At 69.7% G+C, this 16,271-nt stretch carries 14 protein-coding genes; 3 read left to right on the top strand and 11 right to left on the bottom strand.

The features are described 5' to 3' along the window. Positions 1-106 precede the first annotated feature (106 nt). The 4 genes from AB0H43_RS17060 to AB0H43_RS17075 are packed head-to-tail and all read right to left on the bottom strand — an operon-like array spanning position 107 to position 4,083. Entirely contained in the window at positions 107-1,015 is a 909-nt protein-coding gene (locus AB0H43_RS17060; protein WP_360000293.1) for a sugar ABC transporter permease, read from the bottom strand. Further along, on the bottom strand, positions 1,015-2,430 hold the full coding sequence (ngcE, locus tag AB0H43_RS17065; protein WP_360000294.1) for an N-acetylglucosamine/diacetylchitobiose ABC transporter substrate-binding protein: 1,416 nt from the start codon (positions 2,428-2,430) through the stop codon (positions 1,015-1,017). The genes AB0H43_RS17060 and ngcE overlap by 1 nt, the downstream gene beginning before the upstream one ends. 19 nt (positions 2,431-2,449) lie before the next feature. Beyond that, positions 2,450-3,202: an SIS domain-containing protein gene (locus AB0H43_RS17070; RefSeq protein ID WP_360000295.1), complete on the bottom strand. Its 753-nt coding sequence runs from the start codon at positions 3,200-3,202 to the stop codon at positions 2,450-2,452. Next, entirely contained in the window at positions 3,199-4,083 is an 885-nt protein-coding gene (locus tag AB0H43_RS17075; RefSeq protein ID WP_360000369.1) for a MurR/RpiR family transcriptional regulator, read from the bottom strand. The genes AB0H43_RS17070 and AB0H43_RS17075 overlap by 4 nt, the downstream gene beginning before the upstream one ends. Positions 4,084-4,203: 120 nt before the next feature. Between AB0H43_RS17075 and AB0H43_RS17080 the strand changes: the two genes are divergently transcribed. Continuing rightward, positions 4,204-5,088 (top strand): BadF/BadG/BcrA/BcrD ATPase family protein, encoded by an 885-nt coding sequence (locus tag AB0H43_RS17080; protein ID WP_360000296.1) that lies wholly within the window; start codon positions 4,204-4,206, stop codon positions 5,086-5,088. On the opposite strand, the gene AB0H43_RS17085 is transcribed toward AB0H43_RS17080, so the two are convergent. Beyond that, complete coding sequence (locus AB0H43_RS17085) at positions 5,085-6,611, bottom strand: multicopper oxidase domain-containing protein (protein ID WP_360000297.1); 1,527 nt, start codon at positions 6,609-6,611, stop codon at positions 5,085-5,087. The genes AB0H43_RS17080 and AB0H43_RS17085 overlap by 4 nt on opposite strands. After that, positions 6,608-7,030 carry a hypothetical protein gene (locus tag AB0H43_RS17090; protein WP_360000298.1) on the bottom strand — a complete coding sequence of 141 codons (423 nt, stop codon included), beginning with the start codon at positions 7,028-7,030 and terminating at the stop codon, positions 6,608-6,610. Before AB0H43_RS17090 ends, AB0H43_RS17085 begins: the two co-directional genes overlap by 4 nt. Positions 7,031-7,185: 155 nt before the next feature. On the opposite strand from AB0H43_RS17090, the gene AB0H43_RS17095 reads away from it, so the two are divergent. Further along, a complete protein-coding gene (locus AB0H43_RS17095) occupies positions 7,186-8,337 on the top strand; it encodes a sensor histidine kinase (protein WP_360000299.1) in 1,152 nt (383 codons plus the stop codon). Further along, positions 8,334-8,999 (top strand): response regulator transcription factor, encoded by a 666-nt coding sequence (locus AB0H43_RS17100; protein WP_360000300.1) that lies wholly within the window; start codon positions 8,334-8,336, stop codon positions 8,997-8,999. The genes AB0H43_RS17095 and AB0H43_RS17100 overlap by 4 nt, the downstream gene beginning before the upstream one ends. Here the strand turns inward: AB0H43_RS17100 and AB0H43_RS17105 are convergent. The 5 genes from AB0H43_RS17105 to AB0H43_RS17125 form a co-directional block, all read right to left on the bottom strand. Then, on the bottom strand, positions 8,951-9,430 hold the full coding sequence (locus AB0H43_RS17105) for a GNAT family N-acetyltransferase (RefSeq protein WP_360000301.1): 480 nt from the start codon (positions 9,428-9,430) through the stop codon (positions 8,951-8,953). The genes AB0H43_RS17100 and AB0H43_RS17105 overlap by 49 nt on opposite strands. A gap of 210 nt (positions 9,431-9,640) precedes the next feature. Next, the gene (locus AB0H43_RS17110) at positions 9,641-10,525 is read right to left on the bottom strand and encodes a carbohydrate ABC transporter permease (protein WP_360000302.1); all 885 of its coding nucleotides are present in this window, start codon (positions 10,523-10,525) and stop codon (positions 9,641-9,643) included. Further along, positions 10,525-11,421, bottom strand: coding sequence for a sugar ABC transporter permease (locus AB0H43_RS17115; protein ID WP_360000303.1), 897 nt, complete (start codon positions 11,419-11,421; stop codon positions 10,525-10,527). The genes AB0H43_RS17110 and AB0H43_RS17115 overlap by 1 nt, the downstream gene beginning before the upstream one ends. A gap of 162 nt (positions 11,422-11,583) precedes the next feature. Then, complete coding sequence (locus tag AB0H43_RS17120; RefSeq protein WP_360000304.1) at positions 11,584-12,636, bottom strand: LacI family DNA-binding transcriptional regulator; 1,053 nt, start codon at positions 12,634-12,636, stop codon at positions 11,584-11,586. Between the two features lie 166 nt (positions 12,637-12,802). Next, a complete protein-coding gene (locus AB0H43_RS17125; RefSeq protein WP_360000305.1) occupies positions 12,803-16,231 on the bottom strand; it encodes a discoidin domain-containing protein in 3,429 nt (1,142 codons plus the stop codon). Positions 16,232-16,271 lie beyond the last annotated feature (40 nt).

A 16,271-nucleotide genomic window follows, 5' to 3' on the forward strand; every position in this document is an offset into this window, starting at 1 on the left:
GGTCGCGGGGCCAATACACCCACCAAAACCCCCCCCCCAACCCTGATCCAGCGCGAACAAGCGGCGACCCAGCGCGAACAGGCGGCCGCATACCGGAGACAGAGACTCACGCGACCTCCAACCGGTCGGTACGCCGTCCCCGCAGGGCGAGCAGGGCGACGGCCAGGGTGAGGAAGAACAACGTGACCCCCATCGCGGAGGCGTAGCCGAACTTCCCGTAGGTGAAGGCGTTGCGATACAGGCTGAGCCCGATGACCTCGGTCGCGCCGTCCGGCCCGCCGGGGCCGACCGTCATGATCTGCACGATCGCGAAGCCGTCGAGCGCTGCGATTCCCAAGTAGACGAACGCGACCCGGACGTTGTCGCGTACCAGGGGCATCGTCACCTTGCGGAAGGTCGCCCAGGCGCCCGCACCGTCGATGAGCGCCGCCTCGTAGAGCTCGCGCGGTATGGCGTCCATCGCCGCGCTGAACAGCACCATGTAGAAGCCGACCGACGACCAGACGATCACCGCCATCACGGCGGCCAGCGCCAGGTGCGGCTCGGCGAGCCAGCTGCGGGCCAGCCCACCGAGACCCAGCCCGCGCAGACTGCCGTTGAGCAGCCCGTTCGTCGGGTTGTAGACGAACTGCCACAGCACCGCGACGATGGCCAGCGACAGCAATTGCGGGAAGAAGTAGACCACCTTGTAGAAGGAGCTTCCCCGGACGCCGTCGAGGCCCCGCCGCCCGCCGAGATGCAGCACGCTGGCCAGGAACAGCCCGATCGCGATGGTCACGGTGGGAACGACGATCAGCATCACGGCGGTGTTGCGCAGGGCGTCGAGGAACAGCGCGTCCCCGCCGAGCCGGGCGTAGTTGCCCAGCCCGACGAAGTGCGCGCCGCCCGCGACGCCCGTCCAGTCAGTCAGCGACAGGTAGAACGCCTGCGCGTACGGCGACAGCACGAACAAGGCGTGCAGCACCAGCGCCGGAGCCAAGGCGCCGGCGACGAACCGGAGCTTCCCGTGACGCATCAGCGCTGGTACTTCGTGACGCTGGAGTCCTTGGCCACCGCGTCGGCCGCCTTCTGGATGCGCTCCGCCCACGCCTGCGGCGTGATCCGCTTGTTCGCCAGCTCGCCGGTCGCGTCGTCGACCGCCTTCGCCAGAGGCGCGTACCAGGATCGGAAGCCGAAGCTGAACGCCTCCTTGCCCGCGGCGGTCACCGCGTCGCGTACCGACGAAAGCCCCGACGTGAGGGTGAGCCCGTCGGTGGCCCCGGCGATCGCGGGCAGCGTGGCGTTGGCCTCGGCGAACGCCTTCGCGGACGCCTTGGAGAAGAGGATGCGCAGGTACTCGAGGCCGCCGGCGGAGTTCTTCGCCTTGGCCGGGACGAGGTAGGACTCGCTGCTCGCGGCCTGGACCGCGGTCCCGGCCATCTTGTCGCCCGCGGTCAGCGCGGGCACCGCGCCCATCACCATGCCGAAGTTCGCCGGCGCCACGCCCTTCTGCTCGCTCTCCAGCCACGAGCCGCACGGGATGAACGCGGCCTTGCCCTGGCACCACGCGGCCTGCGACTCGGTGTGCGACAACGCCTCCGACCCGGCCATGATGTAGCCCTTACCGGCCAGCTCCGCGATCGCGCTCGCCGCGCCGATCAGCGCGTCGCTCTTCCAGGCGTTCGGCTCCAGGTTGTCGACCGCCTTCAGCAGATCGGTTCCGCCCGTCTTGGCGGCCATCGTCAGCAGCGGGTCGTTCAGGTATTCGGGATACTTGCCCTGGTAGGTCCAGGGCGCGATGCCCGCGCGCTTGATCTGGTCGCACAGCGCCAGCATCTCGGTCCAGTTTTTCGGGTACGCCCATCCGTGCTGATCGAACAGGGGACGCGAGTACCACAGCCCCCACACCGTGTAGGTCAGATTGAGCGTGACCACTTTTCCGGCGAGCGTGCCGTCCTCGATCACCCCCGGGAGCAGGGTGTCGCGGACCTTCGCCCCGGCGACGTCCCAGGCGGGCGCGTCGAGCAGCTCGGTCAGGTCGGACAGCTTGCCCGCGGCGGCCAGGGTGGGCAGGTCGAGACGGCCCGCGCCGCTGTTGTCGACCACGTCCGGCGGGGTGTCGGCGACGAAGCGGGGCTGCAGCGCCTCGCCCACGCGCTGGATGCCCTTGTGATCGATCTTCGCCTTCGGATACTTCTGGGCGTACTGGGCCTCGGCGTTCTTCGCGTAGTCGTCGCCGTAGCCGCCCTTGAAGACGACCACCTCCAAGGGTGCGTCGGGGACGACGCCCAGCGGATTCTCGGCCGTCTTCGCCCCGGTGGCGGAGCCGTTGCCGGAGTCGCCGCCCGAGGTCACGCACCCGGCCAGGGCCGGTGCGGCGACGCCGGCCAGTGCCGCCCCGAGGACGGCCCGGCGTGGAGTGCCATACTTCGTTGTGGGGATCTGAACCATCGCAGCGGTTCTCTTTCTCCTAAGCGGTACGCCGGATGCGCCCGGCGTACCGCGCCTCTGTCTGAGCGTTGTGTTCGCGCCCGCCGGGCACGTTGTCGGACAGGTAGACCGGCGGGGTGATCCCGGCGTCGAGCAGCCGGGCGACTACGTCGGCGACGAGCTGTTGCGCCAGCAGCGCCGCCGTGATCGAGGAGACGGCGCCCACGCTGCCGCCCCCGGGCAGGGGCAGCGCGGCGTCGCCGTAGGGTGCGCCGTTGTCGAGGACGACGTCGGCGAGGTCGAGCAGCTTCTCGCCGGAGGGATGCCTGGAGTCGACGCCGGAGCTGTGGGCCAGCGAGGTGATGGCGATCAGCGGATGCCCGGCCGCCTTGACGACCCGGGCCAGTTCGACCACCGAGCCGTTGACCCCGGAGTTGCTGGCGAGGACGAACGCGTCGTCCGGCCCGACCGGGGCCAAGTCGTAGAGTCGCTGGGCGATCGTGTGATCGCGTTCGAGCCCCGGATCGGCCAGGATCGTGGCCGGTTCGCCGCCGTAGTGGACGAGGTCGCGCAGGGCGATCCGATTCGTGGGGACCAGTCCCCCGGCACGGCCGGCGATCTCCATCGCCAGCGCCTCGGAGTGCCCGCAGCCGAAGGCCTGGATCACCCCGCCCTTGCGGACGCAGTCGGCCAGCAATCCGGCCGCCGCCGCCAGCCGAGCGGGCTGGCCGGTGCCGACTCGATCGATCGCCTCCCGGATGACGCTGAGATAGTCAGCGCTGCTGATAGTCACGTGGTAGGGCCTTTCTTCGTCCGCTTCGGGGTTTCGGGCAGCCGATGGGCGTCGACGGCGCGGACGGTGACCTCCAGCGCTTCGGCCGTGCGGTCGAACGTCTTCTGCGCGACCGCGACGTAGATGAGATCCAGCACGACGAGCTGGGAATGCAGCGCCGACAGAGCGGCCAGCCGGAAGGTCGTCTCGTGGACCGAGGTGGTCAGGACGACGTCGGCGACCTCGGCCAGCGGCGACCGGCCGAACGAGGTGACGGCGACGGTGGTCGCACCATGGTCCCCGGCTTCGGCGAGCGCCTCGATGACCTCCCGCGTACGCCCGGAGTGGGACAACCCGACGGCGACGTCCCCGGGGCCGAGCAGGGCGGCGTTGGTGAGCGCGCGGTGGGTGTCCGGCCGGTACCAGACCGGGATGCGGATGCGCTCCAGCCGGAACGCCATCTCCTGACCGGCCGTGCCGCTGCTGCCCAGGCCGAAGATCTCGACGCGGGAGGCCGCCGCGATCGCGGTCGCCACCTCGTCCACCGCCGCGAGGTCCAGACCGGCCGCGGTCGACTGGATCGCCCGCGTGTCGGCGGTGGCGATGACGTTCAGCGCCCGGTCGAGCGAATCGCCCGGGGTGATGTCGCCGCTGATGTCGGTCTCCCAGCGGGCCTGCTCGGCCCGGCCCGTCTCGGTAGCGACGGCGACCCGGAGATTGGCGTAGCCCCGGAAGCCGAACATGCGGCTGAACCGGGTGACGGTTGCCGTCGAGGTGCCGGCCCGCTCGGCCAGGTCCACGATGGACGCATGGGCCGCCGCCTGCGGATCGGCGAGGATCTGCTCGGCGATGCGGGCCAGCGCGTCGGGCAGGCCGGGCCCCTCCGTCTTCAGGCGCTCCATCAGGCCGCCGCTCACCACCGTCATTGTCTTCACCTTTTTCACGTTCCTGTCGGTGCGATGAAAATTACGATCGCGACTAGGTCTTGTCAATAGTTGTTTTCGCGTGCTTCGATGACCTGCGTGAACGCGCTGATGGTGGGAGTCGACGCCGGCGGCACCGGCACCCGCGCCGTGGTGGCCACGGTGGATGGTGTCGTCCTGGGCCGGGGCCAGGCCGGTCCCGGCAACCCGCTGCGTCATCCTTCTGCCCCGGTCGCGTTCGAGCAGGCGGTCGGGGCCGCGCTGGCCGGGCACGACGTCTCCCGCGTCGTCGCGGTCGGGCTGGGCGTCGCGGGGATCACCGGCCTCCGGCTCGGCGACTACTCCGGGTCGCTGATTCGCCTCGGCCTCGCCTGTTCCTTCTCGGCGTACGCCGACGCGGTCACGGCGTTCGCGGCGGGCACCACCTCAGACCACGGCGTCGTGCTGATCGCGGGCACGGGGGCGATCGCGGCCCGCGTACGCGATCGGCAGGTCACCGCGACGGCGGACGGCTTGGGCTGGCTCCTCGGCGACCGGGGCTCCGGGGTGTGGCTCGGCCTATCCGCCGTACGCAGCATCGCCGTTCACTGGCCGGACACGCCGTTCGCAGCAGCCGTCGCGTCGCACGCGGGCGCGGAAACCGTCGACGAACTGCTCGCCTGGGGCAACCGCACCACCCCCGACCAGTACGCCGCCCTCGCCCCCGTCGTGTGTTCGCACGCTCTTGCCGGCGACCCTCTTGCCCAGTCCCTTGTAGACTCCGCGGCCACCGAGTTGCTCCGTACGCTCGACGACCTCGGGCCGCCGGACGGACCGGTGGTCCTCGCCGGCGGCCTCCTCACCGGGCGTACGCCGGTCTCCGCCGCTCTCACGCGCGCCCTGACACGGCGTTCGGTCTCACACTCCGTCGCCGGCGACCCGGCCCTCGCCGCCGCCCGCCTCGCCCTCCCCACCCCGTTGATCACGGCCGGCCCCAGCGCCTAGACGACTTCGAAGTTGGCCATCATCATCATGTCCTCGTGCTCGAGGTTATGGCAGTGGAGGACGTATTTGCCGCGATATCCGGCGAACTTCACCAGCAGCTCGGCCTTGCCGCCGTTGTCGAGGTTGACGGTGTCCTTCCAGCCTTGTTGCGCACTGTTCAGGATCTGGAATCCGGCGAGGTGGATGTGGAAGGGGTGCTCGACGTTCAGCGCCCGGACGGTCCATTTCTCGACGGTGCCGAGCTTCGGGCGGGCGACGATGTAGTCCTCGGTGAACGGTTTGCCGTTGACCGTCCACAGTGTCATGCCGTTTTTCTCGCCACCGCCCCGGGCGAAGACGATCTGCCGCTCGGCGACGGCCTGGTCCGGGGAGAGCTGCTCCCGGGCGGCGAGCTTGTCAGGGATGCGGCTGTCGTCCGACGCCGTACGCGTGACGACGAACCGCATCACGTCGGCGGTGCCGCCCCGGCCATGGCCGTTGCGCATGGTGATCTGCCGGCCGGGCGGGAAACCGGAGAAGTCCACGATCACGTCGTACCGTTCGGCTTGGGCGATCTCGATCGTCTTGCGCCGAACCGGCCGTTCGAGGAGGCCGAGGTCGCTGCCGATCTGGACGAAGGTCGCGCCCTCGTCGAGGCTGAGTTCGTAGCGCCGCGCGTTGGAGGCGTTGAGGATGCGGAAGCGGTAGCGGGCGGCCGCCACCTCCAGCACCGGCCAAGGGGCGCCGTTCACCAGGATGCAGTCCCCCAGGACGCCGCTGACGTAGTCGCTGGTGACGCCGGGCGTATTCGCCAGCGACGGGTCGACCGACGGGTAGCGGAAGCCGCCGTCGGCCTCGAACGCCCGGTCGGTGATCATCAGCGGGATGTCGCGGTCGCCGTCAGGCAGCCCCAGCGACTCCTCCAGGTCGTCCCGGATCAGGTGGAATCCGGCCAGGCCCCGGTAGACCTGTGGTCCGGTGAAGTCCATGCGGTGGTCGTGGTACCACAGAGTGGCGGCGGGCTGGTCCAGCCCGTAGACGTAGTCCCGGGGACCGGTCGTCATGCGTCCGCTGTGGCCGGAGTGCGGGCCGGTGCCCATGATCAAATCCGTCGGGTAGCCGTCGTGCTCCGGCGCGACCTTGCCGCCGTGCAGATGCACCGAGACCGGCACCGGCAGCTCGTTGCGATGGGTCACGACGGTACGCCGTCCGGCCTGGGAGACCACGGTGGGTCCAGGGAAGATCCCGTTGTAGCCCCACACCGTCGTGGACACGCCCGGCAGGATCTCGGCCTGTGCCACCTTCTGGGTGATCTCGTAGTAGTCCGTCGTGCCGTCGGTGCGTACCGGCTTGAGGACGGGCGGGATCGGCAGGGGCGCCTGGAACCGGCCCGGCAGGTCGAGCTTGCTCTTCAGGAGACTGCCCGCACTGCCCTGGGCGCTGTTATTTGCGCCGCCGGAGGCGATGATCCCGTCGCATCCGGCCAATCCGGCCGCGGCGAGGGAACCGGCCGTCAGCAAAGCGCGCCGGGAGAGGGCAGTCATCGCACACCTCGCAGCCGCTGGACGAGCAACGCGATCAGCCCGGTGAACGCGCCCCAGATCCCGTTCGTGAGCAGCACCGGGATGAGGGCGAAGCCGAGGAGCGACAAGTCGAGCCCGGTCGACGGGTCGTCGGCGAAGACCCCGACGACACCGCCGATGGCCAGCTCGATCACCCCGTACGCCGCGCCGGCCGCCGTCAGCGTCAGCACCGGTCGCTCCACCCGACTCAGGCCCACGACGGCGATCCAGATCACCGAGATCGCGGCGAGGACGGACAAGTGTGTGACGGCGTCGCCGAAGATGTCGGCGAGCCCGGTCACGCTGATCAGTGGGTGCACGAGGGCGAGCCCGCCCAGCCCCAGGATCAGCGGCCACGGCAGCCGCCGGAGGCCATCGGAGAACTGCTTGACGTCTTCCATGCGGCCAACGCTAGGAATCGGCGCCTCGCCCGGCATCGGACCACGATCGCGTACCGGGACTCGAAAACACGGCCCTTAAGGGTCGTCACCGGTTGACCCCGGAAGTCGTCGGCAGGCGACGTTCGGCAGGTCAGAACCCGCCTAGCATCGAGACCATGGAGAGCCGGCCGGACGAGCGGGACGATCGAGGGGTCGCGCCCTGGGTGATCGACGTGCTGTTCGGCGTCTTCGTCACGCTGGCGATCGCGCTGATCATCGCGACCGACCGGGCCGGCCAGTCGTCCCCGGGAACGGCATCCGGCGTCACGGCGTACGCCTTCGCCCTGGGCTTCGGCGCGCTGATGCTGGTCCGGCGGCGTACGCCCCGGGTCGTGCTCGCCGTGACGACGCTGGGGCTGTTCGCGTACTACACGATGGGCTACCCGGCGATCGGCGTCGCCGTCCCGGTGGTGGCCGCCCTCTATTCGGCAGCCGAGCTGGGGCTCGTGCGGCCGGCCGTCGTCACCGCGATCGTGGTGGTGAGCGTGTCGTGGTTCTTCCGGTTCCGCGGCGGGGAGCCGGCTGCGTACCTGCTCGGCTACGAGCTGATCTCCAACGTGGCGCTCCTGGCCGCCGCCATCGCGCTCGGCGACGGCGTACGCTCCCGTCGCGTGATCCGCCGCGACGAGCAGGAGCGGCTGACCCGGGAGGCCGAAGGCCGCCTGCAGGCGCAACGGGAGGTCATCGCCCGGGACCTGCACGACTCGGTCGGCCACACGATGTCGGTGATCGCATTGCAGACGAACGTAGCCGCCGAGGCGATCGTGCGGGGTGACACGACGGTCGCCGCGAAGGCCGTCGCACTCGTCCGGGACACCGGGGAGCAGACGATGCGAGAACTGCGGAGCACGGTGAAACTGCTGCGTACCGACGACCCGCCGAAAACAATGGTCTCGCTGCGAGACCTCGACGGCCTGATCGCGTCGGCCGAGGCGACCGGCCTCACCGTACGCTCGCATGTGGACATGGGACTCGGCCGGATCTCCCCGGCCATCGACGCGGCGGCGTACCGGATCGTCCAGGAGGCGCTGACCAACGTGATCCGCCACGCACAAGCCCAGAACGTCCGCATCGCGCTACGTCGGGAAGAGCACATCCTCCGGCTGGAGGTCAGCGACGACGGGCACGGCGGGCCGGTGGCGAAGACCGGGCACGGCCTGCGGGGCATGAGCGAACGCGCCCGGCTCCTCGGCGGAAGCCTGACGGCCGGGAACGGAACGCCGGCCGGATTCACCGTCACCGCCACCCTCCCGGTGAGGCTGGCGTGATCCGGATAGTGATCGTCGACGATCAGGAACTCGTCCGCGCCGGTCTGCGTACCCTTGCTGAAAGTGAGGGAGACATCGCGGTCGTGGGCGAGGCGGCGACCGGAAGTGACGCGGTCTCGCTCGTCCGAAGCGAGCGGCCCGACGTGGCCTTGATGGACATCCGGATGCCCGGGGTCGACGGGCTGGAGGCGACCCGGCGCATCGTCGCGGACCCTGAGCTGCGCGGAGTCCGGGTCCTGGTGCTCACGACCTTCGACGAGGACGAGCACATCGCGGCGGCGCTGCGCCACGGGGCGGCCGGTTACCTGCTGAAGGACATCCGGCCGGGCGATCTTCGCCACGCGATCCGCGTGGTGGCGGCAGGCGAGGCGCTGCTCTCCCCCGCCGTGACGCGCAAGGTCATCGCGAGCTACACGAGCGTGCGCACCCGGCCCGAGTTGCTCAGCACGCTGACGGACCGCGAACGCGATGTGCTCCGTGAGATCGCCCTGGGCCGGTCCAACACCGAGCTGGCCACGCGCCTGCACATCAGCGCCGCGACGGCCCGGACCTACGTGAGCCGCCTGCTGGCCAAACTCGCCGCCCGCGACCGGGCCCAGCTGGTCGTCCTCGGTTACGAGAGCGGACTGGTCAGCCCGGGTGAGCTGAGCGCCTTGGCGTAGCAGAGGCTCAACTCCCACTGGTCGTAGGGCGGGTAGTTCGGAATGCGGGTGAACCCCGCGCGTTCGTAGACGGCGATCGCCTCCGGCTGGCGCGGTCCCGTCTCCAGGCGCATGCTCGTCAGTCCACTTGCGAGAGCCAGCTCCTCGGCCGCACCCATCAGCCGCTTGCCGATCCCGAGACCACGGTTGCCCGGCCGCACGTACATCCGCTTCAACTCCGAGTCACCGTCGCCGAGCGCCTGCAACGCGCAACATCCGGCCGCGTGGCCGTCCACCAGCGCGAGCAGGAACCGCGCCCGCGCCTTGACCCGCGGGTGATCGAACTCGATCTCCTCGGGATATCGCGCGTCCAGCTCCGCGCGCAACTCGCGCACGAGCGGCGCCACGCGAGGATCGCCCTCGTCGGTCTCCACGATCTCCACGGTGGTCACGCTGCGTCCTTTCCAGTGGTACGCCGAAAGCCATGATCGGCCGGGCCCTTCGACGCTATCGCCGCCCTGTTAAGAGCACGTTTCACCGCCAAGATCCACGAACCTGCCAGCGGTGCCGTGCCCCCGGCCAGCGCTGGATCAGGGTTCCGGGTCGAATCATCGCCCAAGATTCGACCCGGAACCGTGATCTCGGGCGTCCGGAGGGGCCGGTCAGCCTTTGACCGCGCCCTGCATGATGCCGCCGATGATGTGGCGGCCGAGGATGCCGAAGAGCGCCAGCAGCGGCACGGTGGCGATGAGCGTACCGGTCAGCGACAGCGAGTAGTCCTGCACGTAGCCGCTGGCCAGCGTGGACAGCGCCACCTGCACCGTCGGGTCCTCCGGGGTCAGCACGACGAGCGGCCAGAAGAAGTCGTTCCACGCCGTCATGAAGGTCAGCATGCCGAGCACCGCCGCGGCCGGACGAGAGGCGGGCAGCACGACGTGCCAGAAGATCCGGATGGTGGAGCACCCGTCGGCGCGGGCCGCTTCGAGGAGTTCGGTCGGCACCGCCTCCCGCAGGAACTGCGTCATGAAGAAGACGCCGAACGCGCTCACCAGCGACGGCGCGATCACGGCGTACATCGTGCCGGCGAGGTGGGCCTTGATCATGATCAGGTACAGCGGGATGATGCCGAGCTGTGTCGGCACCATCATGGTGGCCACGATCATGAGCAGCATCGCGTTGCGGCCCCGGAAGCGCAGCTTGGCGAAGGCGAATCCGGCCAGGGTGGAGAACAGGACGACGCTGACCGTGATGGCGCCCGAGACGATGAACGAGTTGGCCAGCGCTCGCAGGAAAGGGACCGTCCCGAAGGCCCGGTCCAGATTCTCGAAGAGGTGACTGCCGATGCCGAAGGGCGGCGGGACCGCGCCGAGCACGGAGTTGTCCTGCGACGCGACGACCAGCGACCAGTAGATCGGGAAGCCGGAGAAGACGGCCAGCCCGGCCAGCGTCAGGTACGCCAGCTTCCCCGGCCGGCGCTCGGCGCGATAAGGCTTGCGGCGACCTTTCACCGCCGGCCGGACGGCAACCCGGGATGTCAAAGTCGTCATCAGGACCTCCGCAGACGGCTGGTGAGGAAGTAGTTGGCGATGGCGGCCAGCACGATCACGCCGAACATGGCCCAGGCCGCGGCGGCGGCGTACCCGAAGTCGAACCGGGTGAAGCCGGCCTCGTAGAGGTAGAGCCCGAGGGTCTGGAACTGGCGGTCGGAGCCGCCGGTGGTCGAGGAGCCGCCGAAGAGCAGGGGTTCGGCGAGCACCTGCATGCCGCCGATGGTCGAGACGATGACGGTGAAGATCACGGTCGGCCGGATCGCGGGCAGGGTGATCCGGGTGAGCTGCTGGAAGCCGCTCGCGCCGTCCAGTTCGGCCGCCTGGTAGAGGTCGCGCGGCACGGCCTGCATCGCGGCCAGGTAGATGAGCGCGTTGTAGCCGGTCCAGCGCCAGATGATCATCACCGAGATGGCTACCTGGGACGAGGCGGTGCCGGCCTGCCAGTCGATGTGCCCCGCGCCGAACAGGCTCAGCACCCAGTTCACCAGGCCGTACTCCTTGCCGAAGACCTGGCTGAAGATGAGCGCCACGGCGGCGACCGAGGTGATGTTCGGCAGCAGCGCGGTCAGCCGCCAGAACGTGGGCGCGCGCAGCCGCTGGTTGAGCGTGTTGGCGAGGAACAGTGCCGCGACGAGCTGCGGGACGGTCGACAGGACCCAGATCTGGGCCGTGTTGCGCAGTGCGTTCCAGAAGCTGGAGTCGGTGAACAGCGTGGTGTAGTTCGCGAGGCCGATCCACGGGTGGCTGTCCTCGAGCAGATTCCACTCGTGCAGCGACACCCATCCGGTGTACGCCAAGGGAAACAGCCCGAAGCTCGCGAAGATCAGGAAGAACGGCGCGACGTACAGGTAGGGCGAGCCCTTGACGTCCAGCCGATAGAGGAACGACCGCATGCGGCTCCTTCGGGAGTGAGTCGGAGAGCGCTCTCCGAGCGAGCATGCTTCCGTTGCGCGGCCGTGTCAAGGGGCGGGTGTGGGAGCTGGATCAGGGTTTCGCGTCGTATCTTGACCGAAGATTCGACCGGGAACGCTGATCCAGCGCGGAAAGCGCGACCGTCAGGCGGACTGGCGCACCACGAGCGTGGGCTCGAAGACGACCGACGTCGTCCGCGCGGCGGGGTGCTCCAGGTGGAACATGAGCATCCGGGCCATCTCCGCCGTCATGTCCTCCACCGGCTGGCGTACGGTCGTCAGCGGCGGACGGCAGGACGACGCCGCACTGCTGTCGTCGAAGCCGACGACGGCCACGTCCTCCGGTACGCGTTTGCCCGCCTCGCGCAGCACGTGCACGGCTCCCTGCGCCATCACGTCGCTGGCCGCGTACACCCCGTCGAGTTTGGGATGTTTCTTGAGCAGGCGCAGCATGGCCTGCTCGCCGCCCTCCTGGGTGAACCCGCCCTCTTCGGCGGGCACGTCGGTGATCCCGTGGTCGGCCAGCGCGGCCCGGAACGCGGTCAGCCGGTCGTGGCCGGCCGGCATGTCGAGCGACCCGGCCACGGACACGACACGCTTGCAGCCGCGGCTCAACAGGTGCTCGGCGGCGAGTTTGGCCGCGCCGGCCTGGTCGACGTCCACGTAGTCGATGGCGGTCGGGGTGGACGGCCGTCCGAACAGGACAGCCGGTGCCTTGGCCTCGGCGAGCTGGCGGGGCAGCGGATCCTGCGGATGCAGCGAGATGACCAGCGCGCCGTCGAGCTGGCCGCCGCGCAGATCGGCGATCAGCTTCCGGCGGGCGGCCGCCGAGCCCACCAGCGTCAACGGCACGTGTACGCCCAACGGAGCGAGGACACTGAGCGCGCCGCCGAGCACCCGGCCGAAGAAGGGGTCGCCGAGGAACCGGCTGTAGAACGGATCGTCGGAGGCCCGGTTCTCCGCCTCGGAGACCACCAAGGCGACGACATCCGTCCGCCGCGTCACCAGCGATCGGGCCGCCCGGTTGGGGACATAGCCCGTGGCGGCCACGGCGTCCCAGACGACCGTGTGCAGCGCCGGATCGACGTTGCGGGTGTTGTTGACGACGCGCGAGACGGTGGCCCGGGACACGCCCGCCACCTTCGCGACGTCCTCCAGCGTCGGGGCGCGCCTCCCCGTGGGCTCTCCCAAGGCCATGCGGCCTTTATAGCACGAGGGGAGAGCGCTCTCCATTTCGTCCGCCGCATGATCATTGCGTCAGCCATGCTGTTGAATCGGGCAAAATGCCCGCGGAAACAGCATGGCTGACGCAATGATCATGAAAGCGCGGGGCGCTCGGGCAGGAGCGCCCCGCGTACGGGAGTCACGGCTTGTAGACGCCGAACTCCCACAGGGAGTAGCCGTATGTGGTGGCCCGTTCGGTGCCGTTGACCCGGACGTAGCGAGCTGAAACTGTGGGTGAAGACCCGTTCAGCGCGATCTCGTCGAACCCGCCGTCGCCGCCACTGGTCGAGTACACCGTGGTCCACGTGCTGCCGTCGGTGGACACCTGCACCTGGTACGCCTTGGCGTACGCCGATTCCCAGGCCAGCTCGACGTGGTTGACCGCGGTGACCGCACCCAGGTCGACCTGGAACCACGCCGTCGCCACCCATTCGGAGGCCCACCGCGTCGTCCAGTTCCCGTCGACCGCGTACGACGGCAGCTGCGGCCCGTTGGTGCCGGTCGGCTGGTACGACGAGGCGGTCGCGGTCTTGCCGCGCGCCACGTTCGTCCCAGGAATCGTCGGCGGCACCACCTTGACCGAGCGCTGCTCGATCCCGACGTTGCCGTGGCCGTCGAAGGCGTACACGTAGATCTTCCAGACGCCCAGCGTCTCCGGCGCGGTGACGGTGAACTGGCCGTTGCCGGTCTGGGTGAACCGGAGGTTGCTGAAGCCGGTCCCGCCGGTGATGTGCTTGTCGCTCGCCATGAGGTTGTACCGGATGGCATCACCTTGCGGATCGCTCGCGGACACGTTCACGGTGAACGTGCCGCCCGCCGGGACGGCGGTCTGGTTCGACACCGTCATCGAGGTGATCTCCGGTGGCGTGTTCGCCGCCGTCGTCCCGGTGTAAGCCTTCTGCAGGGCGTAGAAGCCGAGCCGATGCCAGCCGCCGGGATAGGTGTTGAGCCAGACGCCGCCGAAGTCGTTCTCCAGTCCGTAGTGGAACTCGGTCGCGCCGAGCGCCACGCCCGGATGGGACTTGACGGCGGCCCAGCTGGCCGCGTATCCGTCTCGTTTCTGCAGGTCGGAGGGCTCGGTCGGGACGCCGTTCACGTCGTTGGGCACCTCCCACTCGCCCGCCGGGCCGCCCTCGGTGATGATGTACGGCTTGGTGTAATTGCCGTCGATCCAGGCCTGCTTCACGCCGCCGATCGCGCCGTACGAGTTCACCGCGAGCAGGTCCAGCGCCGGGGCGTACTGCTTGTAGTAGGGCCACGCGCCGGTCCAGGCGTCGGTCGAGGTCACGGGGTGGTTCGGGTCCGCGGCATGGATCGCGACCGCGACCTCGTTCACGAACTGGGCGTACGCGACGCGCCGCGCTTCGACCTCGGCCGCCGGGAGGCCGTGATCCTGCATGGTCAGGATCACCTCGTTGCCGACGTCCCACAGCAGGACGCCGGGATTGTTCTTCAAGGCGTTGACGCGGTTGACGATCTCCGCCTTCGTGGTCGCCTTGTAGGTCGCGTCGTTGACGTAATCCGCGCCCTGGTTCAGCCAGTGCCCGACGACGACTTTCAGACCATGTCGGGCCGCCGTGGTCAGCAGTGTCGGCGTGTTCGCGTCGTCCACTCCCCAGGTACGCACCGTGTTCACCCCGGCCGCCTGGAGATCCCGGACGTAGCCGTCGGCGGCACTCTGGGGCGGCCCGTAGGTCAGCCCGCGTACCTCCCACGGCGTTCCGTTCACCTGCAATTGCCAGTTGCCTTGCGTACCAACGACTTTGACGACGCTCGGCCCGGCGGGGATCGGCGGGTCGGTCATCGCCGGAGCGGTCGCGCCGGTCTGCTTCTGCACGGTCACCGAGTCGACGACCATGACGCCGCCCGACGTCGTGTCCGGGGTCGGCACCGTACGCCCGGCGACCGCGCTCGGCCACGCGCCGCCGATCGGCAGCTCCAGCCGGAGGTAGAACCCGTGGTGGACGGCGGCGTCCCAGGCGGCCACGCCGACCTGGCTCTCCTTGACCACCCAGGTCTGCACGCCGTCGAGGTAGAACCGGATCTCCTCGTCGGTCTTCGTCCGGTCGACGACCTGGGCGTACTCGTGCAGGCCGGTCTGGCAGCCGGCGCAGGTCGCCAGTCCGCTGCTGCGCCCGGTGTACTCACCGCAGACGCCGTCCGGTGCGGTGCCGCAGTGCAGCGTCTGGGCGAGCTGGCTGCGCCCGTTGACCCCGGCCATGATGTCGGTCTCCCCGACGCCGGGCCAGTTGGTGAAGTTCCCCCGGTACGCCGCCCCGGTCGCCCGGAAGGCCGGCCAGTAGCCGAGCGCGTTGGCGACGTTGGGCTGCTGGATGACGGCGGCGAAGCGGACGAGTTCGCCCGGGTTGGCCGCGAAGTCGGTCCGCTGCGTCTCCAGCCGTCCCGAGGTCCAGTTGCCCGACCCGTCGCGGATCGCCTTGACGTTCAGCTTCCCGGTGCCGTCGAGGTAGACGTTCGCCGTCGAGGCGCTGGCGGTCTCGACTTCGCCGGTCCCCCAGTTCGCCGCGCCGCCGGGGTACTGCGTGCCGGTGCGGAGCAGCCAGTTCGCCGAACTCGGCGAGGAGTTGGCCGCGCCGGTGAAGTCGTCGCTCCACACGGTGGTCCAATTCCCGCTCGGGCTCGGGCTCGGGCTCGGGCTCGGGCTCGGACTGGTCGTGCCGCCGGAGCCGGTGAAGATCTGGAGTTCCCAGATCGAGTAGCCGTAGCCGGTCGCCCGGGCGGTGCCGTAGACCCGGAGGTAACGGCCCGATCCGGAGACGTCGAGAGTCTGCGTACCGCCGCTGCCGGCGGTCGTGGAGTAGATCGTCTGCCAGTTCGTGCTGCCGTCGGCCGACGTCTGGATCTGATACGCCGACGCGTACGCCGCCTCCCACTGCACCACCACGCGGCAGATCGACTGGGTGCTGCCGAGGTCGACCCGGAGCCATTGCGGATCGGCGAACAGACTCGACCATCGCGTACCGGTGTTGCCGTCGACGGCCGCCGTCGCCGGGTTGGCCGCGTTCTCCGCCGAGGAGGCGGTCGCGGGCTGGTTCAGTGCCCGGTTCGTCGCCGTGTCGCAGGTGGACGCGCCGAGCGTGCCGTACACCTGGAACTCCCACAGCGAGACGCCGTACCCGGTCGCGCGGGCGGTGGCGTAGACCCGGACGTAGCGGCCGGAGCCGGTGAGGCTCAGCGTCTGCGTCCCGCCCGTGTTCGTGGTGGTGGAGTAGATCGTCTGCCAATTCGTGCCGTCGGCCGACGTCTGGATCTGATACGCCGACGCGTACGCCGCCTCCCACCGCAGGACGACCTGACTGATCGTCGCGGGGGCGCCGAGGTCGACGCGGAGCCACTGCGGATCGGCGAACAGGCTCGACCACCGCGTGCCGGCGTTGCCGTCGACGGCGGCCTCGGCGGGGGTGCCGGCCCCTTCCGAGGACGAGGCGAGGACCGGTTTGCCTTGGGAGAGCAACGGATCCGCCGCGCTGGCGGACAACGGGAGGACCGTGAGCGCGGCGGCTAACGCTGCCGCCGCGAGGGACACGAGGGGTATGCGGAGGTTCATGGGCGATCACCTGCCAAGGACGGGGGCAGCCGGAGTTGGA

This window comes from Hamadaea sp. NPDC050747, assembly GCF_040654195.1.
Classification (GTDB): domain Bacteria; phylum Actinomycetota; class Actinomycetes; order Mycobacteriales; family Micromonosporaceae; genus Hamadaea.

What these genes read in the sequence shown, in the direction of transcription:
- AB0H43_RS17060 (WP_360000293.1), bottom strand. Translation starts at nt 1,015, where the DNA reads ATGCGTCACGGGAAGCTCCGGTTCGTCGCCGGCGCCTTGGCTCCGGCG.
- ngcE (WP_360000294.1), bottom strand. Translation starts at nt 2,430, where the DNA reads ATGGTTCAGATCCCCACAACGAAGTATGGCACTCCACGCCGGGCCGTC.
- AB0H43_RS17075 (WP_360000369.1), bottom strand. Translation starts at nt 4,083, where the DNA reads ATGGAGCGCCTGAAGACGGAGGGGCCCGGCCTGCCCGACGCGCTGGCC.
- AB0H43_RS17085 (WP_360000297.1), bottom strand. Translation starts at nt 6,611, where the DNA reads ATGACTGCCCTCTCCCGGCGCGCTTTGCTGACGGCCGGTTCCCTCGCC.
- AB0H43_RS17090 (WP_360000298.1), bottom strand. Translation starts at nt 7,030, where the DNA reads ATGGAAGACGTCAAGCAGTTCTCCGATGGCCTCCGGCGGCTGCCGTGG.
- AB0H43_RS17095 (WP_360000299.1), top strand. Translation starts at nt 7,186, where the DNA reads ATGGAGAGCCGGCCGGACGAGCGGGACGATCGAGGGGTCGCGCCCTGG.
- AB0H43_RS17110 (WP_360000302.1), bottom strand. Translation starts at nt 10,525, where the DNA reads ATGACGACTTTGACATCCCGGGTTGCCGTCCGGCCGGCGGTGAAAGGT.
- AB0H43_RS17115 (WP_360000303.1), bottom strand. Translation starts at nt 11,421, where the DNA reads ATGCGGTCGTTCCTCTATCGGCTGGACGTCAAGGGCTCGCCCTACCTG.
- AB0H43_RS17120 (WP_360000304.1), bottom strand. Translation starts at nt 12,636, where the DNA reads ATGGCCTTGGGAGAGCCCACGGGGAGGCGCGCCCCGACGCTGGAGGAC.
- AB0H43_RS17125 (WP_360000305.1), bottom strand. Translation starts at nt 16,231, where the DNA reads ATGAACCTCCGCATACCCCTCGTGTCCCTCGCGGCGGCAGCGTTAGCC.